Source organism: Chromobacterium sp. FG89, from assembly GCF_057808735.1.
Genome location: NZ_JBMDIQ010000011.1, coordinates 38,129 through 54,448 on the forward strand (window position 1 = coordinate 38,129; position 16,320 = coordinate 54,448).

The 16,320-nt window shown below is 62.2% G+C and carries 19 protein-coding genes; 5 read left to right on the forward strand and 14 right to left on the reverse strand.

The features are described 5' to 3' along the window. Positions 1-18: 18 nt before the first annotated feature. The 5 genes from ACODRW_RS12510 to ACODRW_RS12530 form a co-directional block, all read right to left on the reverse strand. Positions 19-702: an HAD family hydrolase gene (locus ACODRW_RS12510; RefSeq protein WP_488905865.1), complete on the reverse strand. Its 684-nt coding sequence runs from the start codon at positions 700-702 to the stop codon at positions 19-21. After that, entirely contained in the window at positions 699-1,523 is an 825-nt protein-coding gene (locus ACODRW_RS12515) for a carbohydrate ABC transporter permease (protein ID WP_488905866.1), read from the reverse strand. The genes ACODRW_RS12510 and ACODRW_RS12515 overlap by 4 nt, the downstream gene beginning before the upstream one ends. Beyond that, positions 1,520-2,452, reverse strand: a complete 933-nt coding sequence (locus tag ACODRW_RS12520; protein WP_488905867.1) for a carbohydrate ABC transporter permease — start codon at positions 2,450-2,452, stop codon at positions 1,520-1,522. Before ACODRW_RS12520 ends, ACODRW_RS12515 begins: the two co-directional genes overlap by 4 nt. 80 nt (positions 2,453-2,532) lie before the next feature. Beyond that, positions 2,533-3,840, reverse strand: coding sequence for an ABC transporter substrate-binding protein (locus ACODRW_RS12525; protein ID WP_107799803.1), 1,308 nt, complete (start codon positions 3,838-3,840; stop codon positions 2,533-2,535). A 154-nt stretch (positions 3,841-3,994) separates the two neighbouring features. After that, entirely contained in the window at positions 3,995-4,771 is a 777-nt protein-coding gene (locus tag ACODRW_RS12530; RefSeq protein WP_019102568.1) for an L-iditol 2-dehydrogenase, read from the reverse strand. A gap of 249 nt (positions 4,772-5,020) precedes the next feature. Between ACODRW_RS12530 and ACODRW_RS12535 the strand changes: the two genes are divergently transcribed. The 3 genes from ACODRW_RS12535 (at position 5,021) to ACODRW_RS12545 (ending at position 6,809) form a co-directional block, all read left to right on the forward strand. Next, positions 5,021-5,260: a ribbon-helix-helix domain-containing protein gene (locus ACODRW_RS12535; RefSeq protein WP_107799802.1), complete on the forward strand. Its 240-nt coding sequence runs from the start codon at positions 5,021-5,023 to the stop codon at positions 5,258-5,260. Between the two features lie 11 nt (positions 5,261-5,271). Further along, the gene (locus ACODRW_RS12540) at positions 5,272-5,688 is read left to right on the forward strand and encodes a putative toxin-antitoxin system toxin component, PIN family (protein ID WP_488905868.1); all 417 of its coding nucleotides are present in this window, start codon (positions 5,272-5,274) and stop codon (positions 5,686-5,688) included. A gap of 173 nt (positions 5,689-5,861) precedes the next feature. Continuing rightward, positions 5,862-6,809 carry a sugar-binding transcriptional regulator gene (locus ACODRW_RS12545; RefSeq protein WP_107799800.1) on the forward strand — a complete coding sequence of 316 codons (948 nt, stop codon included), beginning with the start codon at positions 5,862-5,864 and terminating at the stop codon, positions 6,807-6,809. Positions 6,810-7,144: 335 nt separating this feature from the next. Here the strand turns inward: ACODRW_RS12545 and ACODRW_RS12550 are convergent, their stop codons facing one another. After that, positions 7,145-7,486: a hypothetical protein gene (locus ACODRW_RS12550; protein ID WP_107799799.1), complete on the reverse strand. Its 342-nt coding sequence runs from the start codon at positions 7,484-7,486 to the stop codon at positions 7,145-7,147. 377 nt (positions 7,487-7,863) lie between these two features. On the opposite strand from ACODRW_RS12550, the gene ACODRW_RS12555 reads away from it, so the two are divergent. Together ACODRW_RS12555 and ACODRW_RS12560 are read left to right on the forward strand one after the other, a co-directional pair. Beyond that, positions 7,864-8,505 carry a S24 family peptidase gene (locus ACODRW_RS12555; RefSeq protein WP_146176661.1) on the forward strand — a complete coding sequence of 214 codons (642 nt, stop codon included), beginning with the start codon at positions 7,864-7,866 and terminating at the stop codon, positions 8,503-8,505. A 155-nt stretch (positions 8,506-8,660) separates the two neighbouring features. Beyond that, positions 8,661-9,014 (forward strand): VOC family protein, encoded by a 354-nt coding sequence (locus ACODRW_RS12560; protein WP_107799797.1) that lies wholly within the window; start codon positions 8,661-8,663, stop codon positions 9,012-9,014. 204 nt (positions 9,015-9,218) lie between these two features. Here ACODRW_RS12560 and ACODRW_RS12565 read toward each other — a convergent pair whose 3' ends face one another. From ACODRW_RS12565 to ACODRW_RS12600, 8 genes are all read right to left on the reverse strand, one after another. Beyond that, positions 9,219-9,746 carry a toxin-antitoxin system YwqK family antitoxin gene (locus tag ACODRW_RS12565; RefSeq protein ID WP_227104103.1) on the reverse strand — a complete coding sequence of 176 codons (528 nt, stop codon included), beginning with the start codon at positions 9,744-9,746 and terminating at the stop codon, positions 9,219-9,221. Positions 9,747-9,750: 4 nt separating this feature from the next. After that, positions 9,751-11,757 carry a type VI secretion system Vgr family protein gene (locus ACODRW_RS12570; protein ID WP_488905869.1) on the reverse strand — a complete coding sequence of 669 codons (2,007 nt, stop codon included), beginning with the start codon at positions 11,755-11,757 and terminating at the stop codon, positions 9,751-9,753. 214 nt (positions 11,758-11,971) lie between these two features. After that, positions 11,972-12,553: a hypothetical protein gene (locus ACODRW_RS12575; protein WP_156183856.1), complete on the reverse strand. Its 582-nt coding sequence runs from the start codon at positions 12,551-12,553 to the stop codon at positions 11,972-11,974. A gap of 91 nt (positions 12,554-12,644) precedes the next feature. Further along, the gene (locus tag ACODRW_RS12580) at positions 12,645-13,313 is read right to left on the reverse strand and encodes an endonuclease/exonuclease/phosphatase family protein (protein ID WP_107799793.1); all 669 of its coding nucleotides are present in this window, start codon (positions 13,311-13,313) and stop codon (positions 12,645-12,647) included. A gap of 410 nt (positions 13,314-13,723) precedes the next feature. Next, on the reverse strand, positions 13,724-14,680 hold the full coding sequence (locus ACODRW_RS12585; RefSeq protein WP_488905870.1) for a hypothetical protein: 957 nt from the start codon (positions 14,678-14,680) through the stop codon (positions 13,724-13,726). Positions 14,681-14,776: 96 nt separating this feature from the next. Beyond that, positions 14,777-14,947, reverse strand: a complete 171-nt coding sequence (locus ACODRW_RS12590) for a hypothetical protein (RefSeq protein WP_158274300.1) — start codon at positions 14,945-14,947, stop codon at positions 14,777-14,779. Positions 14,948-15,205: 258 nt separating this feature from the next. Continuing rightward, entirely contained in the window at positions 15,206-15,658 is a 453-nt protein-coding gene (locus ACODRW_RS12595) for a hypothetical protein (protein WP_486635506.1), read from the reverse strand. Between the two features lie 218 nt (positions 15,659-15,876). Beyond that, positions 15,877-16,320, reverse strand: a complete 444-nt coding sequence (locus ACODRW_RS12600; protein ID WP_146176658.1) for a hypothetical protein — start codon at positions 16,318-16,320, stop codon at positions 15,877-15,879.

Here is a 16,320-nt window from a genome sequence, read left to right on the forward strand (position 1 = left end):
TTTTCTCCTTTCAGTATTTCAGAACGGACGGGCTTGCAGCCGGCGCACCAGCTCCGGCAGCCGCCGCATATCGTCGAAGACCAGGCCGGCCCCGGCGGCCAGCAGCCGCTCCGCGTGGCCGGCGGCGATGTGGCCGGCGCCGGCGAAGCCCAGCACGCGCAGGCCGGCGGCGCGGGCGGCGGCGACGCCGGTGACGCTGTCCTCCAGCGCCAGGCAGGCATCCGGCGCGGCGCGCAGCGAGCGGCAGGCCGCCAGGTAGACATCCGGCGCCGGCTTGGCCGCGCCCACCTCGTCGGCGCAATGCACGCGGCCCTGGAACAAGGGCCACAGCCCGGTGCGGCGCAACGCCGCGCGCACCCGCGCCCCGGCGCTGTTGCTGGCCACCGCCTTGGGCAAGGGGATGGCGCGCAAGGCGGCGGCCACGCCGGGCACGGCCCGCAGCCGCGCCGCCACCTCGGCGTCCACCGCCCGGCGGATGCGCGCGATCTCGTCCGGCGTCAGCGGCAAGGGGTGCTGGCGGGCGATGTCGGCCAACAGCGCTTCCAGCGTCATGCCCAGCCGCGGCTGGATCACCGCGGCCGCGTCCACGCCGGACGGCAGGCGCGCCGCCAGCTGCGTTTGCAGCGCGCGCTGGGCGGCGGCCTCGCTGTCCAGCAGCACCCCGTCGCAATCGCAGACCAGATGGGCGACGGCGGCGCTCATTTGACCGCTCCGAAGGTGAGGCCGCGCACCAGCTGCTTTTGCGTCAGCCAGCCCAGCGCCAGGATGGGCGCCACCGCCAGCAGCGAGGCGGCGGACAGCTTGGCCCAGAACAGGCCCTCCGGGCTGGAGTAGGAGGCGATGAACACCGTCAGCGGCGCGGCGTGGGCGCTGGACAGATTGATGCTCCAGAACGCCTCGTTCCAGCTCAGAATCAGCAACAGCAAGCTGGTGGACGCCAGGCCGGGCAGGGCCATCGGCAGCAGCATATGCGTGATTTCCTGCCACAGGCCGGCGCCGTCCATGCGCGCCGCCTCCAGGATTTCGCGCGGCACTTCGCAGAAATAGGTGTAGGCCATCCACACCGCGATCGGCAGATTGGCCAGCGCGTAGACCCGCGCCAGCCCGGTCACGGTATCCAGCAGGCCGCCCTGTTTCAGCAGCAGATAGACCGGCAGCAGCACGCCCACCGAAGGCAGCATCTTGGTGGACAGCATCCACAGCAGCAGCGGCTGCGCGCGCGCGCCGGGATGGAAGGCCAGGCTGTAGGCGGCCGGCACCGCCAGCAGCAGGCTGAGCGCGGTGGCACCGAAGGACACGGCGACGGAGTGGCCGGCAAAGGCCAGGTAGTCGCTGCGGGCGAACACCTCGCGGAAGCTGTCCAGCGTGGGCTGGAACCACCGGCTGAGCTGGTAGGCCTGGGCCTCGGTCTTGAAGGCGGTCAGCAGCATCCACAGGATGGGGAAGAACAGCAGCAGGGCGATCAGCCAGGCCGCGGCGGAGGTGGCGGCGTAGCGCCAGGACAGCATCGCTTTCGCGTTCATGTTTGTCGTTCCTCCTTGAAGTTCTGCGCCAGCATGCGGATCAGGAACACCGCCACGATATTGGCCAGCACCACCGCCAGCACGCCGCCGGTGGACGCCAGGCCGACATCGAACTGCTGCAAGCCCACCGCGTAGATCAAAAAGGACAGCGTGGTGGTGGCGGTGCCGGGGCCGCCGCCGGTGGTGGCGTAGATCTCCGCGAACACCGATAGCAAAAAGATGGTTTCAATCATCACCACCACGCCGATGGGCCGCCTCAGATGCGGCAGGACGATGTGGAAGAACATGGCCAGCGGGCCGGCGCCGTCGATCTGGGCGGCTTCCTTCTGCTCCGGGTCCAGCGACTGGATGGCGGTGAGCAGGATCAGGAAGGCGAAGGGCAGCCATTGCCAGCTGACGATCAGGATGAGAGAGAACATCGGGTACTGGCCCAGCCAGTCCACCGGCGGCAGGCCCAGCGCTTGCGCGGCGGCGGCGAACAGGCCGTAGACCGGGTGCAGCAGCATGTTCTTCCAGATCAGCGCGCCCACGGTGGGCATCACGAAGAAGGGCGCGATGGCCAGCAGCCGGGCCGGGCCGCGGCCGAAGCAGGGCTGGTCGAACAGCACCGCCATCAGCACGCCGCCGACGACGGAGATCAGCAGCACCGCGCCGGTCAGCAGCAAGGTGTTGGCGATGGAGGGGACAAAGGCCGGATCGCTCCACAGGAAGCGGTAATTGTCCAGGCCGGCGAAGCCGGATTCGTCCGGGCTCAGCAGGCTGTAGCGGTTGACCGAGAAATACAGGGTCATCGCCAGCGGCACCAGCGACCACAGCAACAGGCTGAGCACCGCCGGGGCCAGCAGCCAGCGCTGTATGCCGCCGCGGCGCGGCCTGGGCGGCGGGGCCGCGCCGGCGTCGGCGCGCAAAGTGTGAGCGGGAGAGGGCATGGGTTTTCCTCCGGACCGCCGCGACGGCGGTCGTGGGTGGATGGGAGCGGCGAAGCGCTGGGGGCAGACTCCGTAGGTTCTTACGGCTTCTGATAACCGCCTTGCCGCACCGCCCGGTCCGCCGCCGCCTGGCCGGCTTTCAGCGCCGCGTCCACGCTGCTTTGACCGGCCAGCGCGCCGGAAACGGCCTGGCCCACCACGGTGCCGAAGGACTGGAACTCCGGGATGCCGACATACTGGATGCCGGTATAGGGCACTTTTTTCAGCGCCGGCTCATTGGGATTGGCCTGCTGGATCGCCGCCAGCACGAATTTGGCGAAGGGCGCGGCCTTCTGGTATTCCGGCTGCTGGTAAGTGGACAGGCGGGTGCCGGGCGGCACCGAGGTCCAGCCCTGATCCTTGGCCACCAGCCGGATGTAGTCCTTGGAGGTGGCCCATTGCGCGAACTGCTTGGCCGCCGCCTGCTGGCGCGAGGACTTGGGCACCGCCAGCGCCCAGGACCACAGCCAGCTGGAGCCCTTGGGCGTCACCCCCGTCGGCGCTTGGGCGAAGCCCACCTTGTCCGCCACCTGGGATTCCTTGGGGTTGAACAAGAGTCCGGCGGCCACGGTGGCGTCTATCCAGATGCCGCATTTGCCGCTGGCGAACAGGGTCAGGTTCTCGTTGAAGCCGTTGGTGCTGGCGCCGGGCGGGCCGTAGCGGCGCATCAGGTCCACGTAGAAGTTCAGCGACTGCTTCCACTCCGGGCTGTCTATCGTCGGCCGCCATTGCTCGTCGAACCAGCGGCCGCCGTTGGTGTGGATCAGGGTGGACAGATAGGCCATGTTCTCGCCCCAGCCGGCCTTGCCGCGCAGGCAGATGCCGTACACCCCGCCCTTTTCCTTCAGCGTTTTGGCGAAGCCGGCGATCTGCTGGTAAGTGGGCCGCTCCGGCATGTTCAGCCCCAGTTTGGCGAACAAGTCCTTGCGGTAATAGGTCATCGAGCTTTCCACGTAGAAGGGCAGCGCGTACAGCTGGCCCTTGTAGGACAGCGCGTCGCGCGCGGTCTTGACCACATCGGCCAGCTCATAGCCGGGCGCTAGTTGATCCATGGGCTGCAACCAGCCTTTTTGGGCCCAGATCGGCGCTTCGTAGGTGCCTATCGTCATCAGATCGAATTTGCCGCTCTTGGTGGCGATGTCGGTGGTGACGCGCTGGCGCAGCATGTTTTCCTCCAGCACCACCCAGTTGAGCTTGATGCCGGGGTTTTGCGCCTCGAAGGCCGGGGACAGCTTTTTCAGCGTGATCATGTCCGGGTTGTTCAGCGTGGCGATGGTGAGGGTGGCGGCGTGAGCGGAGCCGGCCAGCAGCAGGGCGGCGGCCAGCGGGAAGCGGCAGGGTCTGGTCATGGCGTTTCTCCTTGCTTGAAGCGTTGCGGACAACGCTGGTGCGGCCGGCTTGCCGTGCGCGATGCGGCGGCGGCTCGGGCCCGCTCGGGGCGGTGTCTGCGGTTCTGGATCGGGTCTTGAGGCGTGAATCAGGGCGGTTTGCCGGCGTGGCGGCTCAGCTCATCCAGTTGCCGCCGTCCACGTTCAGCGTCTGGGCGGTGATGTAGTCCGCGTCGGCGGAGGCGAGAAACACCGCCGCGCCGCATAAATCCTCCGGCCTGCCCATGCGGCCCAGCGGCACCGCCGCGCCCACCCGCCGTTTTTTCTCGCCGGGGCCAAGGCTCTCGTAAAGGGCGAACTGCGCGTCCACCTGATCCCACATCGGCGTGTCCACCACGCCGGGCGCGATGGCGTTGACGTTGATGCCGTGCGGCGCCAGCGCCAGGGCGGCGGACTGGGTGTAGCTGATCACCGCCGCCTTGCTGGCGCAGTAATGGGCCACCAGCGCCTCGCCGCGGCGGCCGGCCTGGGACGACAGATTGATGATCTTGCCGCCCTCGCCCTGAGCCGCCATTTGCCGCGCCGCCGCCTGCATCAGGAAGAACATGCCCTTGACGTTGACGGCGAACAGCCGCTCATAGCTGTCCCAGCTGGCTTCCAGCAGCGGGGCCAGGTCGAACAGCGCCGCGTTGTTGTAGAGGATGTCCACGCGGCCGAAGCGCTCGATCGCGGCGCGGACGATGTGTTCGATATCGTCGCGCTTGCCGATGTCGGCGGCCAGCAAGGCCGTGTTGTCCGCGTCCGCCCCGCCGGCCAGCGCCAGCAGTTCCGGGCTCAGCCGCAGGTCCACCAGCAGGCAGCGCGCGCCTTCGGCCAGATAGCGGCGCGCCACCGCCAGCCCGATGCCGCCGGCCGCGCCGGTGACGATGGCCACCTTGTGTTTCAACTTCATGCTTTCTCCTCCAAAGATTGTTTTTGAGCATTTGCTCTTGTTGTGGGCAAATATTCGATAAAATGAAGAAGGCTGTCAAGCGCAGAGGGCGAAAAAGAAGTGCTGCATAGCAGCATGATTTTTAAGAAAAACTTGCCGCCCGTGACGACGGCGGGGCCGGTTCCGGCGTGGCATGGCTTGTCATTGCGGCGCTATGCCGCTTGGCGTATAAACACCTATGTGTATAAACGCCTTGTGGAGGATGTCATCATGAACACCGTTCGCTGGAATATCGCCGTGTCGCCGGAGGTGGATCAGTCCGTGCGCATGTTCATCGCCGCGCAAGGAGGCGGCCGCAAGGGCGATTTGTCGCGTTTCATCGAGGAGGCCGTGCGCGCCTACTTGCTGGAGAGCGCCGCCAAGCAGGCCAAGAGCGCCGCGGCCGGCATGAGCGAAACGGAGCTGAGCGAGCTGATAGACGAAGCGGTGCAATGGGCGCGTGAAGACTGATGCGGGTCATCTTGGACACCAATGTGCTGCTGGGCGCGTTGATTGCGCCAAGCGGTCCACCGGATGTCATCTATCGCGCCTGGCGCGCTTCGCGCTTCGAATTGCTGACCTCCGTGGCGCAACTCGATGAGCTGCGCCGCGCCAGCCGTTACCCCAAGCTCAGGGCCATCCTGCCCGCGCATCGCGTTGGCACCATGGTTAACAATTTGCAGCGCGCCATCGTATTGGACGTTTTGCCGCCGCTGCCGCCTGGGGTGGAGGCGACGGATCCGAACGACGTTTTCCTGCTGGCGATGGCCTTGGCGGGCGAGGCGGACTATCTGGTGACGGGGGACCGCCGCGCCGGTTTGCTGCAACGCGGCAGCATCGGCCGCGCGCGCATCGTCACCCCGGCCATTTTCTGTTCTGATAACCGGTTCACGATCTAGCGGGCAAGAGTTGAGACAAGGGGAACAGCGCTGAGAAAGCGGAATGTACTCGTGATACATGAGCATTTCGAAGTGGTACTCGCCGTGTGACGTCTCACGACGCGTCGCAGATTGTGAACAGGCTCTGAGCTGCTTTGACGTAGCGACAAGGATTGGTAAGCGAGGAGGGTGTTTTGTCCAAACAGCAGGAAAAGCTGGACCAGGCGGCGCGGGCCGCCTGGCTGTATTACGTGGCGGGCAAGACCCAGCACGAGATCGCGGAACAACTGCAAGTGTCGCGCCAAGTGGCGCAGCGGCTGGTGGCGGCGGCGGTGGAGCAGGGCCTGGTCAAGGTGACGGTGACGCATCCGGTGGCGGCCTGCCTGGAGTTGGCGGAAGCCTTGCGCCGGCGTTTCGGCCTGCAACTGTGCGAGGTGGTGCCGGCCGACGCAGACACCCCGGCCGAACTGCGCAAGAAGCTGGCGGTGGCCGGCGCGCGCGTGTTCGAGCGCTATTTGCAGCAGCCGCGCCCGCTGGTGGCGGCGCTGGGCTCCGGTCGCACGCTCAAGGCCGTGATCGATGAGCTGGGCGACATCCACAGCCCGCAGCACCGGCTGGTGTCGCTGATCGGCACCATCGCCCACGACGGCTGCTCCAACCGCTACGATGTGGCGCTGCCGGCGGCGCAGAAAACCCAAAGCCGTTACTACCTGCTGCCGGCGCCCTTGTATGCGGACAGCGCCGACGACCGCGCGCAATGGTGCCACCACCGGCTGTACCGCGCGGTGGAAGCGCTGGGCGCGGAGGCCGACGTGGCCTTCATCGGCATCGGCGCCATTGAACCGGGCTGCCCCTTGCAGGAGGACGGCTTTCTGGATCAGGAGGAGATTGCCGGGCTGATGGCGCGCCAGGCGGTGGCGGAGTTGCTGGGCCGGCCGATGGACAGCGCCGGCCGGCTGGTGGGCGAAGCGGTGCAGCAGCGGGTGACCAGCCTGGCCTTGCGGCAGCGGCCGGCCAAGCCGGTGATCGCCTTCGCCGGCGGCGAGGGCAAGGCGGCGGCCATCCTGGCGGCGCTGCGCGGAGAATGGCTGTCCGGCCTGGTCACCGACGAGGCCTGCGCGCGCAAGATGCTGGAAGGATGAGGCCAGCGGCCTCTAAGAAGCTGTTTACGATCTGCTGTGCTTCGTGGAGCGTTGCACGGTGAGTACACGCTCAAAATGCTTTGTGCCACGTGTACATTCCGCTTTTTCACTCATTTTCGCCTTGTCTCGCCCTGGCTCGCGAGACTTTGAACAGGCTCTGAAAGGTGGCGCGCATGAGCGCGGGCGGGCTCGGAACCGGCCCGTCTCTCTTGCGCAGCGTGAGCCGCGGCGCGGCGAGCGCGGCTTCTAAAACGCATGGGCGCCGTTTGCGCTGGCCGCCGTCTCGGCCGCAAGCGCCAGTCTCGCGCTGGCTGGCGCGACGGTCACGCCGCCGCTCAGGAGGTCACCGCCTCCAGCTTGGCCGCCGCCAGCTGCAAACGTTGCTGCAGCGGCTCCAGCAAGGCCCACAGCGCCTTGCCGCGCAGTTGCGCGTTTTCGGTGTGGCGCAGCATCAGCAGCAGCGCGCTCAGCGCCTCGCAGCACTGGCGCAGCTCGTCCGCGATGTCGTCGTAATGCTCGCAGCAGCGGGACAGATAGGCGAGCTCGAGATCGATGGCGGCGAGGGCGGGGTTGTCGGCGCGCTGCGCGTGCAATTGCTGCACGGTCTTGATCAGGCGGGCGAGCGGCTTGGCCGGCGGCGGCTTGGCGAATCGGGCGAGGAGGGTGCGTATCGGCATGGCTGCTCCTAAAGGGGGCCAGCGGCGCGGCCGGCTTGCCGCCGGCGCGCCGGCCGGGGCTGGACCGGCCGGATTCGCGCTTTCCAGAGGGCGGGCTTAGAATGCACGAATCGTGTCGGCGCCTGGTTTGGCCTTGACGCAAGCGCGGCCTGGCGGATGGCCGCCGGGCCTGGGCCGGCTCAGCCTTGACGGCGTCGGCCGCTTCTTGTCATCGGCATGGAAACATCTGACCACGATTGAGGTTTATTGCAAATGCGAGCGTGGTCCGTCATGCGGAAAAATAAAGATATTCAATAAAGTCAATGCATTGCATGGACTGCGAATGTTGTTTTTCCGTCTATCAGCTGGGTCCGTTGTTGAATCTGAGGGGGTGGGCAGTGGAATCTCTTGGCAAACGACTGAGGTTTATCCGCGATACGGTGCTGAAAGAAGCGCGCGACGTCACCGCGCAGAAACTGGGCATCTCGCTGGTGTCGCTGCAAAACTACGAAGGCGGCGCGCGCCAGCCGTCCGCCGTGCTGGTGGCCAAGTTTTCGCGTTTGACCGGCGTGCGGGCGGATTGGCTGTTGTTCGGCGAGGGCGAGGCCTTGCCGGGCGAGGCCGGTCCGCGGACCGGCGAGACGGTGGAGCGCTATGCGCCGCAGGGCGCGCATGTGGAGGTGCCGTGTTACGGCGCCGGCGCGGCCTTGCCGCTGGCGCAGGGCTGGCTGGCGTCCCGGCTCAAGCTGCCGGCCGAGCAGCTGGCGGTGGTGGCGGTGGCCGGCGACGCGATGGCCGGGGTGTTGAACGACGGCGATCTGGCCCTGGTCAACCGGGCGGAGACGCAGCCGGGCAGCGGCTTGTACGCGCTGGAGCTGAACGGCGAGGTGGTGGTGCGCCGGGCGCAGCGGCTGCCGGGCGGCAAGCTGGGGCTGTCCAGCGCCAATGAGGCTTATCCGCCGTTTGAGGTGGACCTGGCCGCGCCGCCGGCGGATTTCTCGGTGTTGGGACGGGTGGTGTGGCTGGGGCGGCAGGTGTAGCGCTCGCCTGTTCATGGTCTTTGCTGACGGGAAGTCTTGTTCAAAGCCTTGAATCCGCTGCGCGGCTAGGCAGCATTTCACGCACTGAAGAAATCGTAATGTGAGCCTACAAGTTTAAAAAATGGATATTTTTATTTGCGAAGGAGAATAAGGAAATGTCGAATAACAATTTTACGAGTGTAGTCTCCGTTCTTCACGTGAATGATTTCGACGGAGCCGTTGAATGGTACGCCAAATGGCTTGGGCGCAAGCCAGATATCACACCTTATGAGGGCGTCGCCGAATGGCAGCTGGCGGAAAATGCTTGGATTCAAGTTTCGCTGGCTCCTGACCCTAGCCTTGCGGGTAAATCATCTGTGGTATGCGGTGTCCACGATATCGAAACACAGAGGGCAGTTTGCCAAGACGCTGGTGTTACCGCTAGCGAAACACAGGACCTAGGATTTATAAAGCTTGCGCAAGTCAGCGATCCAGCCGGAAACACGGTGATGTTCGTTCAAGAAATGTAGAGCCGTCCTGATTGTCGAAAGACGTGAAACTGACAATATTAGCCGCTCTTAGAACGTGTTTACGATCTTGCGAGCAAGAGCGAGACAAGGCGAAAACGAGCGAAAAAGCGGAATGTACGAGTGGTACATGAGCATTTTGAGCTTGTTTTTAACGCCGTATCGCCGACGCGCAGCAGATCGTAAACAGGTTCTTAGGCCCCGCGCTCACCCCATCATCTTTCTCCACCACCAGCGCCAGCGCGCCATCGGCTTGCCGTCCGCGTTCAGCGGCCGGCCGTCGTCGGCGAAGCGTTCCGGCGGCCCCAGCGGCTTGCCCTCGACAAAATTCTGCCGTTCCGCCAGCGCGCCGTTGGGGTGGTAGCGCTGTTGCAGGCCGTGCTTGAGGCCGTTGCGGTAGACCGCCAGCTCCGCCGCCTGGCCGTTGGGAAACAGGGTGCGGGTTTCGCCGTGCGGCAGGCCGTGGCGGTAATGGGCCTGGCGTTGCAGCGCGCCCTCCGGCGACCAGTACTGCGCGGCGCCGTGCAGCTGGCCGCGCTGGTAATGCAGCTGGGCCGAGGGCTGGCCGCCGGGGTGCAGCAGGGTGGCCGGGCCGTGCAACTGGCCGTCCTGGTAGTGGAAGCGCGCCAGCGGCGCGCCGGCCTGGTCGATGCGCGCCGGGCCTTGCAGCTTGCCGTCGGCCAGTTGGCCGACGAAGCGCTGCTGGTCTTGCTGGAGGTCTATCGGTTCCGCCATCGTGTCAGTTCTGCTGGATCAGCCCGCCCTTGAGGGTGAGCATGCCGCCGCCGTCCACGGTCTGGCTGGCGCTGGCCTTGTTGGTCAGCGACACCCCGGCGTCGTTGGTCAGGGTGGTGCCGGCTTTATTGGTCAGCTCGGTGCCCGCCTGGTTGGTGAGCCCGGTGCCGGCCTTGTTGGTCAGGCTGGTGCCGGCCTGGGCGGTGTAGGCGGCGTCGCTCTTGGCGGTGAAGGCGCCGCCGCTTTGCAGGGTGAGGGTGCCGCTGACCTTGATGGTGAGGTTGCCGTCCACGGTCAGCGTGTAGTTGCCGCTGACCTTGTGTTCGTGATTGCCGCCGGTGCTGTGGCTCTGGTCGCCCTCCACCTTGACCGTGCGCTTGCCCTTGACGTTGAGGGTTTCATTGCCGGTTTTCACTTCCACGGTGCGGTTGCCCTTGTCCACGCTGAGGCTGTCGTTGCCCTCGGTGACGCTGCGCTTGCGCTCGTTCTTCACCACCAGGGTTTCGTCGTGGCCCACGTCGGCGGCCGCGTCGTTGAGCACTTTCACCGTGTAGTCCTTCTGCGCCTGGAAGAACACTTCCTCCTTGTCCTTGCTGTCGTCGAAGCGCAATTCGTTGAAACCGCCGCCGCCTTTTGTCGAGTTGGTCTTGAGGCCGGATTGGGCCTGCTTGGCCGGCAGTTCGTAGGGCAGCGCGTTGTCGCCGTTGTAGACGCAGCCGCTGACCAGCGGCTTGTCCGGGTCGCCGTCGATGAAGCTGACAATCACCTCCTGGCCGATGCGCGGGATGAACTGCATGCCAAAGCCCTTGCCGCTCCACGGCTGCATCACCCGCAGCCAGCAGGAGCTGGATTCGTCGTCCTTGCCGTCGCGGTCCCAGGGGAATTGCACTTTGACGCGGCCGTATTTATCGGTCCAGATCTCCTCGCCGGCCTTGCCCACCACCTTGGCCACCTGCGGGTGCATCACCGGCTTGGGGCTGAGCCGCGGCGGGCGGTAGGGCGTGGCCTTGGGGATGGCGGCGAAGCGGTTGCGGTAATGCTGCTGGCCGGCTTCGTGGCTGACGCGGGTGATTACCCAGGCGATATTGCAGGCCGGGTCCGGGTGGCCGCTCAGGGTGAAGCAGTGGCCGGGGATCAGCCAGCGGCAGTCGCTGTCGCCCACCAGTTCCACTTCCTCGGCGCGCAGACCGTCGCTGCGCTGCTTGGCCAGCGCGTCGCCGTCGGCCTTCTTGGCGTAGCCGCCCGGGTATTGGTAGAGATTGGGCAGATCGGACTTGGCCAGCGCCTGCGCGTACAGCGAGGCGCTGGCGGTGGTGAATTCGTAATCGCCGGCGCGGTAGCCGCCGGCCACCGCCTGGCGGCTGATGCCGGCGCTGCGCACGCCTTCCAGCTCGCGCCCGCCCAGGTCCTGGCCCAGGTAGGGGATTTTGGCGTTATTGGGGCAGTCCGGGAAATAGCTGTTGCCGTCCGCCAGCACCAGGGTGTGCTTGCCGTCGGCGTGGGTGAAGAACCAGAAGATGCCGGCGTCTTCCAGCAGCCGCATCACAAAATTGAGATCGCTCTCGCCAAACTGCACGCAGTACTCGCGCTTGGGGTAGGTGGCGTCCAGCTTCAGTTGGTAGTCGCTGAAGCCGTGGCCGGCGAATACCGCTTTTACGATGTCCGGCACGCTCTGGTTCTGGAAGATGCGGTTGTTGCCGGCCAGGCTCAGCCACCACAGCCAGGGCCGCAGCGTCACGCTGTAGCGGTCCGCGGTGGCGTCGCCCGGCAGCTGGCGTATCGCCGCGCACAGGCCGTCTACGGGCCGGGTCTTGTCGTCGCGGCGCAGGCTCAGCGTCAGGTGGGAGGCCACCGCCTTGTCCAGCGTCAGCGCGCTGTCGCTGAAGCCGGCCAGGGTGAAGCTGCCCAGCGCGTTCAGCGCCTCGTCGCCGGACAGGCTGTCCGGGTACAACTCTTTCAGCGCGGGGGCGCTGAGCGAGAGCGGGGTGGTTTTATCGGAGGGGCGGGGCATGACGGTTCTCAAATATTGGGAAATAGAGCATGAGCGGCGGGGCGGGATTGACTCTTCTCCTGCCTGGGCGTCTCCGGCGGCAAGACGGCCAATAGGGCGGCTTGCCGCTGGCCAGGCCGGCTTGAGGGGGTGAATGGGGTGCGGTGTTTCATGTGCACTTTCCCTCTGCCCCCGGCTCGGGGGCTGGCGCGCATCGATGCCTGCGATTGCCGCGTCATACGATATAGGTGGTTTTTAATTTGGACTCGGGAATGACGTACAGGTCTTCGTGCCCCCATATCGAGTCCGGCGCGTCCAGCCCGTCGTACATCCTGACCCATTGCGATAATAAAGGGTAAATGTCGTCGTCTTTCTTCATTTCGCACACTAGCAGGTTGGGATCGTAAAACTGGACTCTGCCCGTCCAGGGAAAATAGACGCCCAACGCATGGCCGCTGCCTTTGGAACTGGCGATGATGTAGAGCTTGTATTTGCCTGACCATGGGGTTTTGTCTTTGATGTTTTCCGCGGAGTTTTGCCCGCGCATATTGACGGTTTTCTCCGCTATCGACGCCAGTATTCTGGTGTTGCCGTTATTCAGCTGTTCAAAATGCAATTGGGTGGCCTGTTGCTGCGGGCTTAATAGCGATTCGCTAAGGCCGGTGCCGCTTTTCAAGTTGCCGCTCAAGGCGCGAAACCAGGTCAGCACCTGACCGGTGCAGCTGCTGTTGGCATTGCCGGGAAACTTGCCGTCGCCTTCTATCGATGTGACATTCACCAGGCTCTTCAGCAATTCAAATCTCAACCTTAGACTCATCGCTATGCTCCTCAAAGGTGGGCTTAGTATTGCTTTGTCGAATAATCAGTCAGGCCGATGGCGGGGCATGGGCGTCTCGCGGCAGCGGCGCTCAGCTGAGGACGTCGAAGACGATGGGGCGATGGTCCGGGCCGCTCATGTCGAACGCGTCCGCCCAGCCGCTGATGTCGAAAGGCGCGACTTTGACGTCGACCGAGGCCAGCACCCAATCCAGGATGCCGCCTTTGGCGTGGGTGGCCTGTCCTTGCCAGCATTCATAGGCCACGCCGGGGGTGTCCAGCTCCTCTACTCGGGTGTAGTCCAGATTCAGATCGCCGGTGGCCACCCAGTGTCCGTCCAGGCTGGTGCAGTCCCGCAACTGGCTCTTGGTCAGCCCGCCCTGGCCGGATTTGAAGTGAGCCAGAAACAAGAGGCCGGTGTAGCCGTTGACGCCTTGGGCCACGACCGCGATCAAGTCCCGGTTCAGGCCTTTCAAGTGTCCCTGGCTGACAACTTCGAGATGTAGCCCTTTTCTGGTTATCACGATGTAGCCGTTGGAGTGGCCGCCGGCAAAGGCGTGGACATCATAGTTTTGATACACGCCGCGTAAATAATCGTAATAGTCGTCCAGCCTGGCGGAGTGCACTTCGCACAGAAACACCACGTCAACGTCCCAGCTGTCGTTGGAGCAGCATTGGTGGATGAAGGTCTCGACCTGCGCCTTTTTATCCAGCGGCGAGGATTCGCCGTTTTTTTCCAGATTGAAGCTGGCTACGCGCATCGTTGCTCCTTGACGGCTCTAAACGTCTGTTCACGATCTTTTCAGGTATTGCCCAATACATTGAATCCGCTATGCGGATGATGGTTTGCATTGCCGGGGCTGCCCGGCGGGCAGGAAGGGGAATTTGCTCGGCCAAATTCCCCTTCACCCCAAAGGCCGCCCTGCAAGCCTGGCCTACGGCTTCCCGTCGGGCCCCGTCAGGCCCGAGGCGCGGCTGAACTCGCCCCGCGCTAACGTCGCGGTGCTCGAACAAGCAGCCGCTTAAGACCTCGGGCCTGCCACCCGACGGCAGGCTTGAAGGGACCTGGGGAGCATCGAATACGCGGTTTCCAGTGCGGCTGGCAAGCCAAGTCGCTTTGATCTTGACCGCGTAGCAGATGGTAAACAGCTTCCAAATTAATGCTGCGGTGTTAGTGCTGCTTGTCTTGGCCCCCGCCATGCGCTCTGGAGTAGGTGCTGAAGGTGCACATGGATAAAGTGTCCCAGATGATTTTAATCAGGGAGGTACAGCAATTGTCATCTTTCTGGTAGTAAGACAGCGAGTCAAAGTCGATATCGAATAAGTCGAATTCGTCACGTTGACTTTTCCCGGCTTGGGAGATTTTATTGGGGGCGTAGCCCAGCAAGTCCGTGCTCAGCAGGCCTTGTTCGCTGAGTTGCGCCAGGGTGTTTTTCTGGATGTTAAAGGCCAGTTTGCTCACCGAGGTAGGCGAATGGCAGCAGCAGATGCAAGCGCATAAGGGCAGCGTGTAGCCGGTGGTCAGCGGCCTATCCCGAGCGTCGGTGATGCCGGCCTCAAGCACCGCCGCCACCACCTCCGCGCAGTTGCCCAGGTTTTTTCCATTATTCTCCGTCATGAATTGGATCATTCTGTCTTGATCCAAGCCCAGCGCCGTCGGCATTTTTTTTAATAGCGGCTTATGCGAGAAGGCCTTTTCATCGCCATGGCTGCCGCCAATGTCAATCAAGACATCATCGCCGCGACGCATGGTCATGGTGGGCGGCTTCATCTCCACTACCGAACCCATGCTCTGATGGGCTGGCGGCGGCCTGCCGATGGCGCTGGTTGGCGGGATGCCGATTTCCGGCGGCTTGCTTCTTAGAATGTGCGCCACTTCATTCTTGCTGGGGATGTAAATCACATGCCGGACCCGGATGTGAGCGGCTTTGGTGTTGGTCCAAAACTGGGTGATCTTATCCTTGGCGGTTCTGAGATACATTGTTTGATGGCCGGCGGAGTATTGAAACTGATAGACCTCATGGTTTTGAGTGGTAATGGAAATGAGGCTGTGGTCTTGGCAGTCCCCATTCTTGCAACTGCAAAACATGGTGCCCGAGCCACCACTGAGGGTCATAACGGTAATCATGCGGCCTCCCTGTGTTTGTTTCCAATGAGTTGATACTCTGCCGGTTGCTGCTTAAATCATCGTATCGATTCTAAATTCGTTCCGCTAACTTGCTAACTAGGATAGAAGAGCTTTGTTCTGTGGTAGAGCGCTGTCGCTGAAGCCGGCCAGGGTGAAGTTACCCAGCACATTCAGCGCCTCGTCGCTGGACAGGCTGTCCGGGTAGAGCTCTTTCAGCACGGAGGCGCTGAGCGAGAGCGGGGTGGTTTTGTCGGAGGGGCGGAGCATGGTGGTTTAGTGGATTGCGTTTATTTTATGCGTGAATAGGAAAGCCCAAGGTTATGTCGCTTTTGGATGGTGAATGGTAAACGTTGGGCTTCATTGCATTTAGCCCAACCTACGGCCCTTAGTATTTCCGTAGGCTATAAAAATAAATAAATTGAGTGGGGCGTATTTCAGGTTCTTGGTGGTGAGTATATGTCCGCCTCTAGCACAGGTGCTTCTTTTGTGTTCTATCTTAATTTGAGTTGGCATAGTTGGCTCGTCTTAAATGAAGTCATCGTCACCTAAATTCGAGTTAAGCGATTCTCCGGTTATTTTTTTGTAGACTTCTGCCGCAAAGGTTTGGCAATCTGCTTGGTCGTAGTATGGTCTAGCATTTTTTGTTTCTGAAAATGCAATAAAAACGGTTTTTGTGTTTATTTTTTTGTCGGTTATTTTCTTTTCATGTAGTACATTTTTTGCATATTTCCCTGTATCTATAGCATCTAATTGAAGGGTGTCCTCCCCATTTGTTCTTGATACCCTTATATTTATTGAATTTTCTAGAAAAATCATTAGCTCATGATGAACGCCGGTTGTGTAGGAGTCTCCTCGTAGTTGTATTTTGTTTATGGGCACTTCTTTTATTGCATGGTAGCGTGACTGCTTAGCCTTAAGAAGTGTAGAATTTTTTTCGCGCGTACTACCTATGCCTGAAAAAAAGAAGTCATCATCCATGTTATTCTTTCTAGAAAAATGTTGGTGAATTGTATTTCACTGGTCAGTGTTCGTGGATAAATAAAAAGCCTTCATTGCCCTTGCTGTTTCTATCTAAATAGCCTGTTCTTGATAGTCAAAGGGGCGGGTAGGGTAGCTTTAGTGTCGATAGGGTGAGGCATTGGTTTGTCTCATAAGTGAGAAATATCTATCTGTGCCATCGAGGCCAACTGCACTAGCTACGTAAAGAAAATTGTGTCTTTTTCCGAACGACTAGCATGCATTTGGGGCTTGCTGATCATGAGGCCGTGTATTTTTATAAATGGGGCTCTTCGAAAAATCATTACTCCACTTTCAAATGAGTCTTTTTCGCATGAATAGCACCATGCATCTGCTATCTCGATGCCAATCGTAAGCGGACGACTAAACTGATTCGCCATGTTTGGGTTCGTGGTGTATTCAACTATCGCGTTGTCTCCTGTGTGATTCTTCTGCATAAAGTAGATCCAGGCGGAGTCTTGGGAGTAACGGGTTTCGCCATCGGTTCCTTTTTGTACATCACAGGCGTCCTTAGGCGGCTTGGCTGGAACTTCATTGGGTATGGGGGCGAACCCGCCAGCAGTTTTGTAGGTCAGTATTGTCACAGCTTCAGCGTAACTATTCAGTCCTCTGAGTAAGTTCAT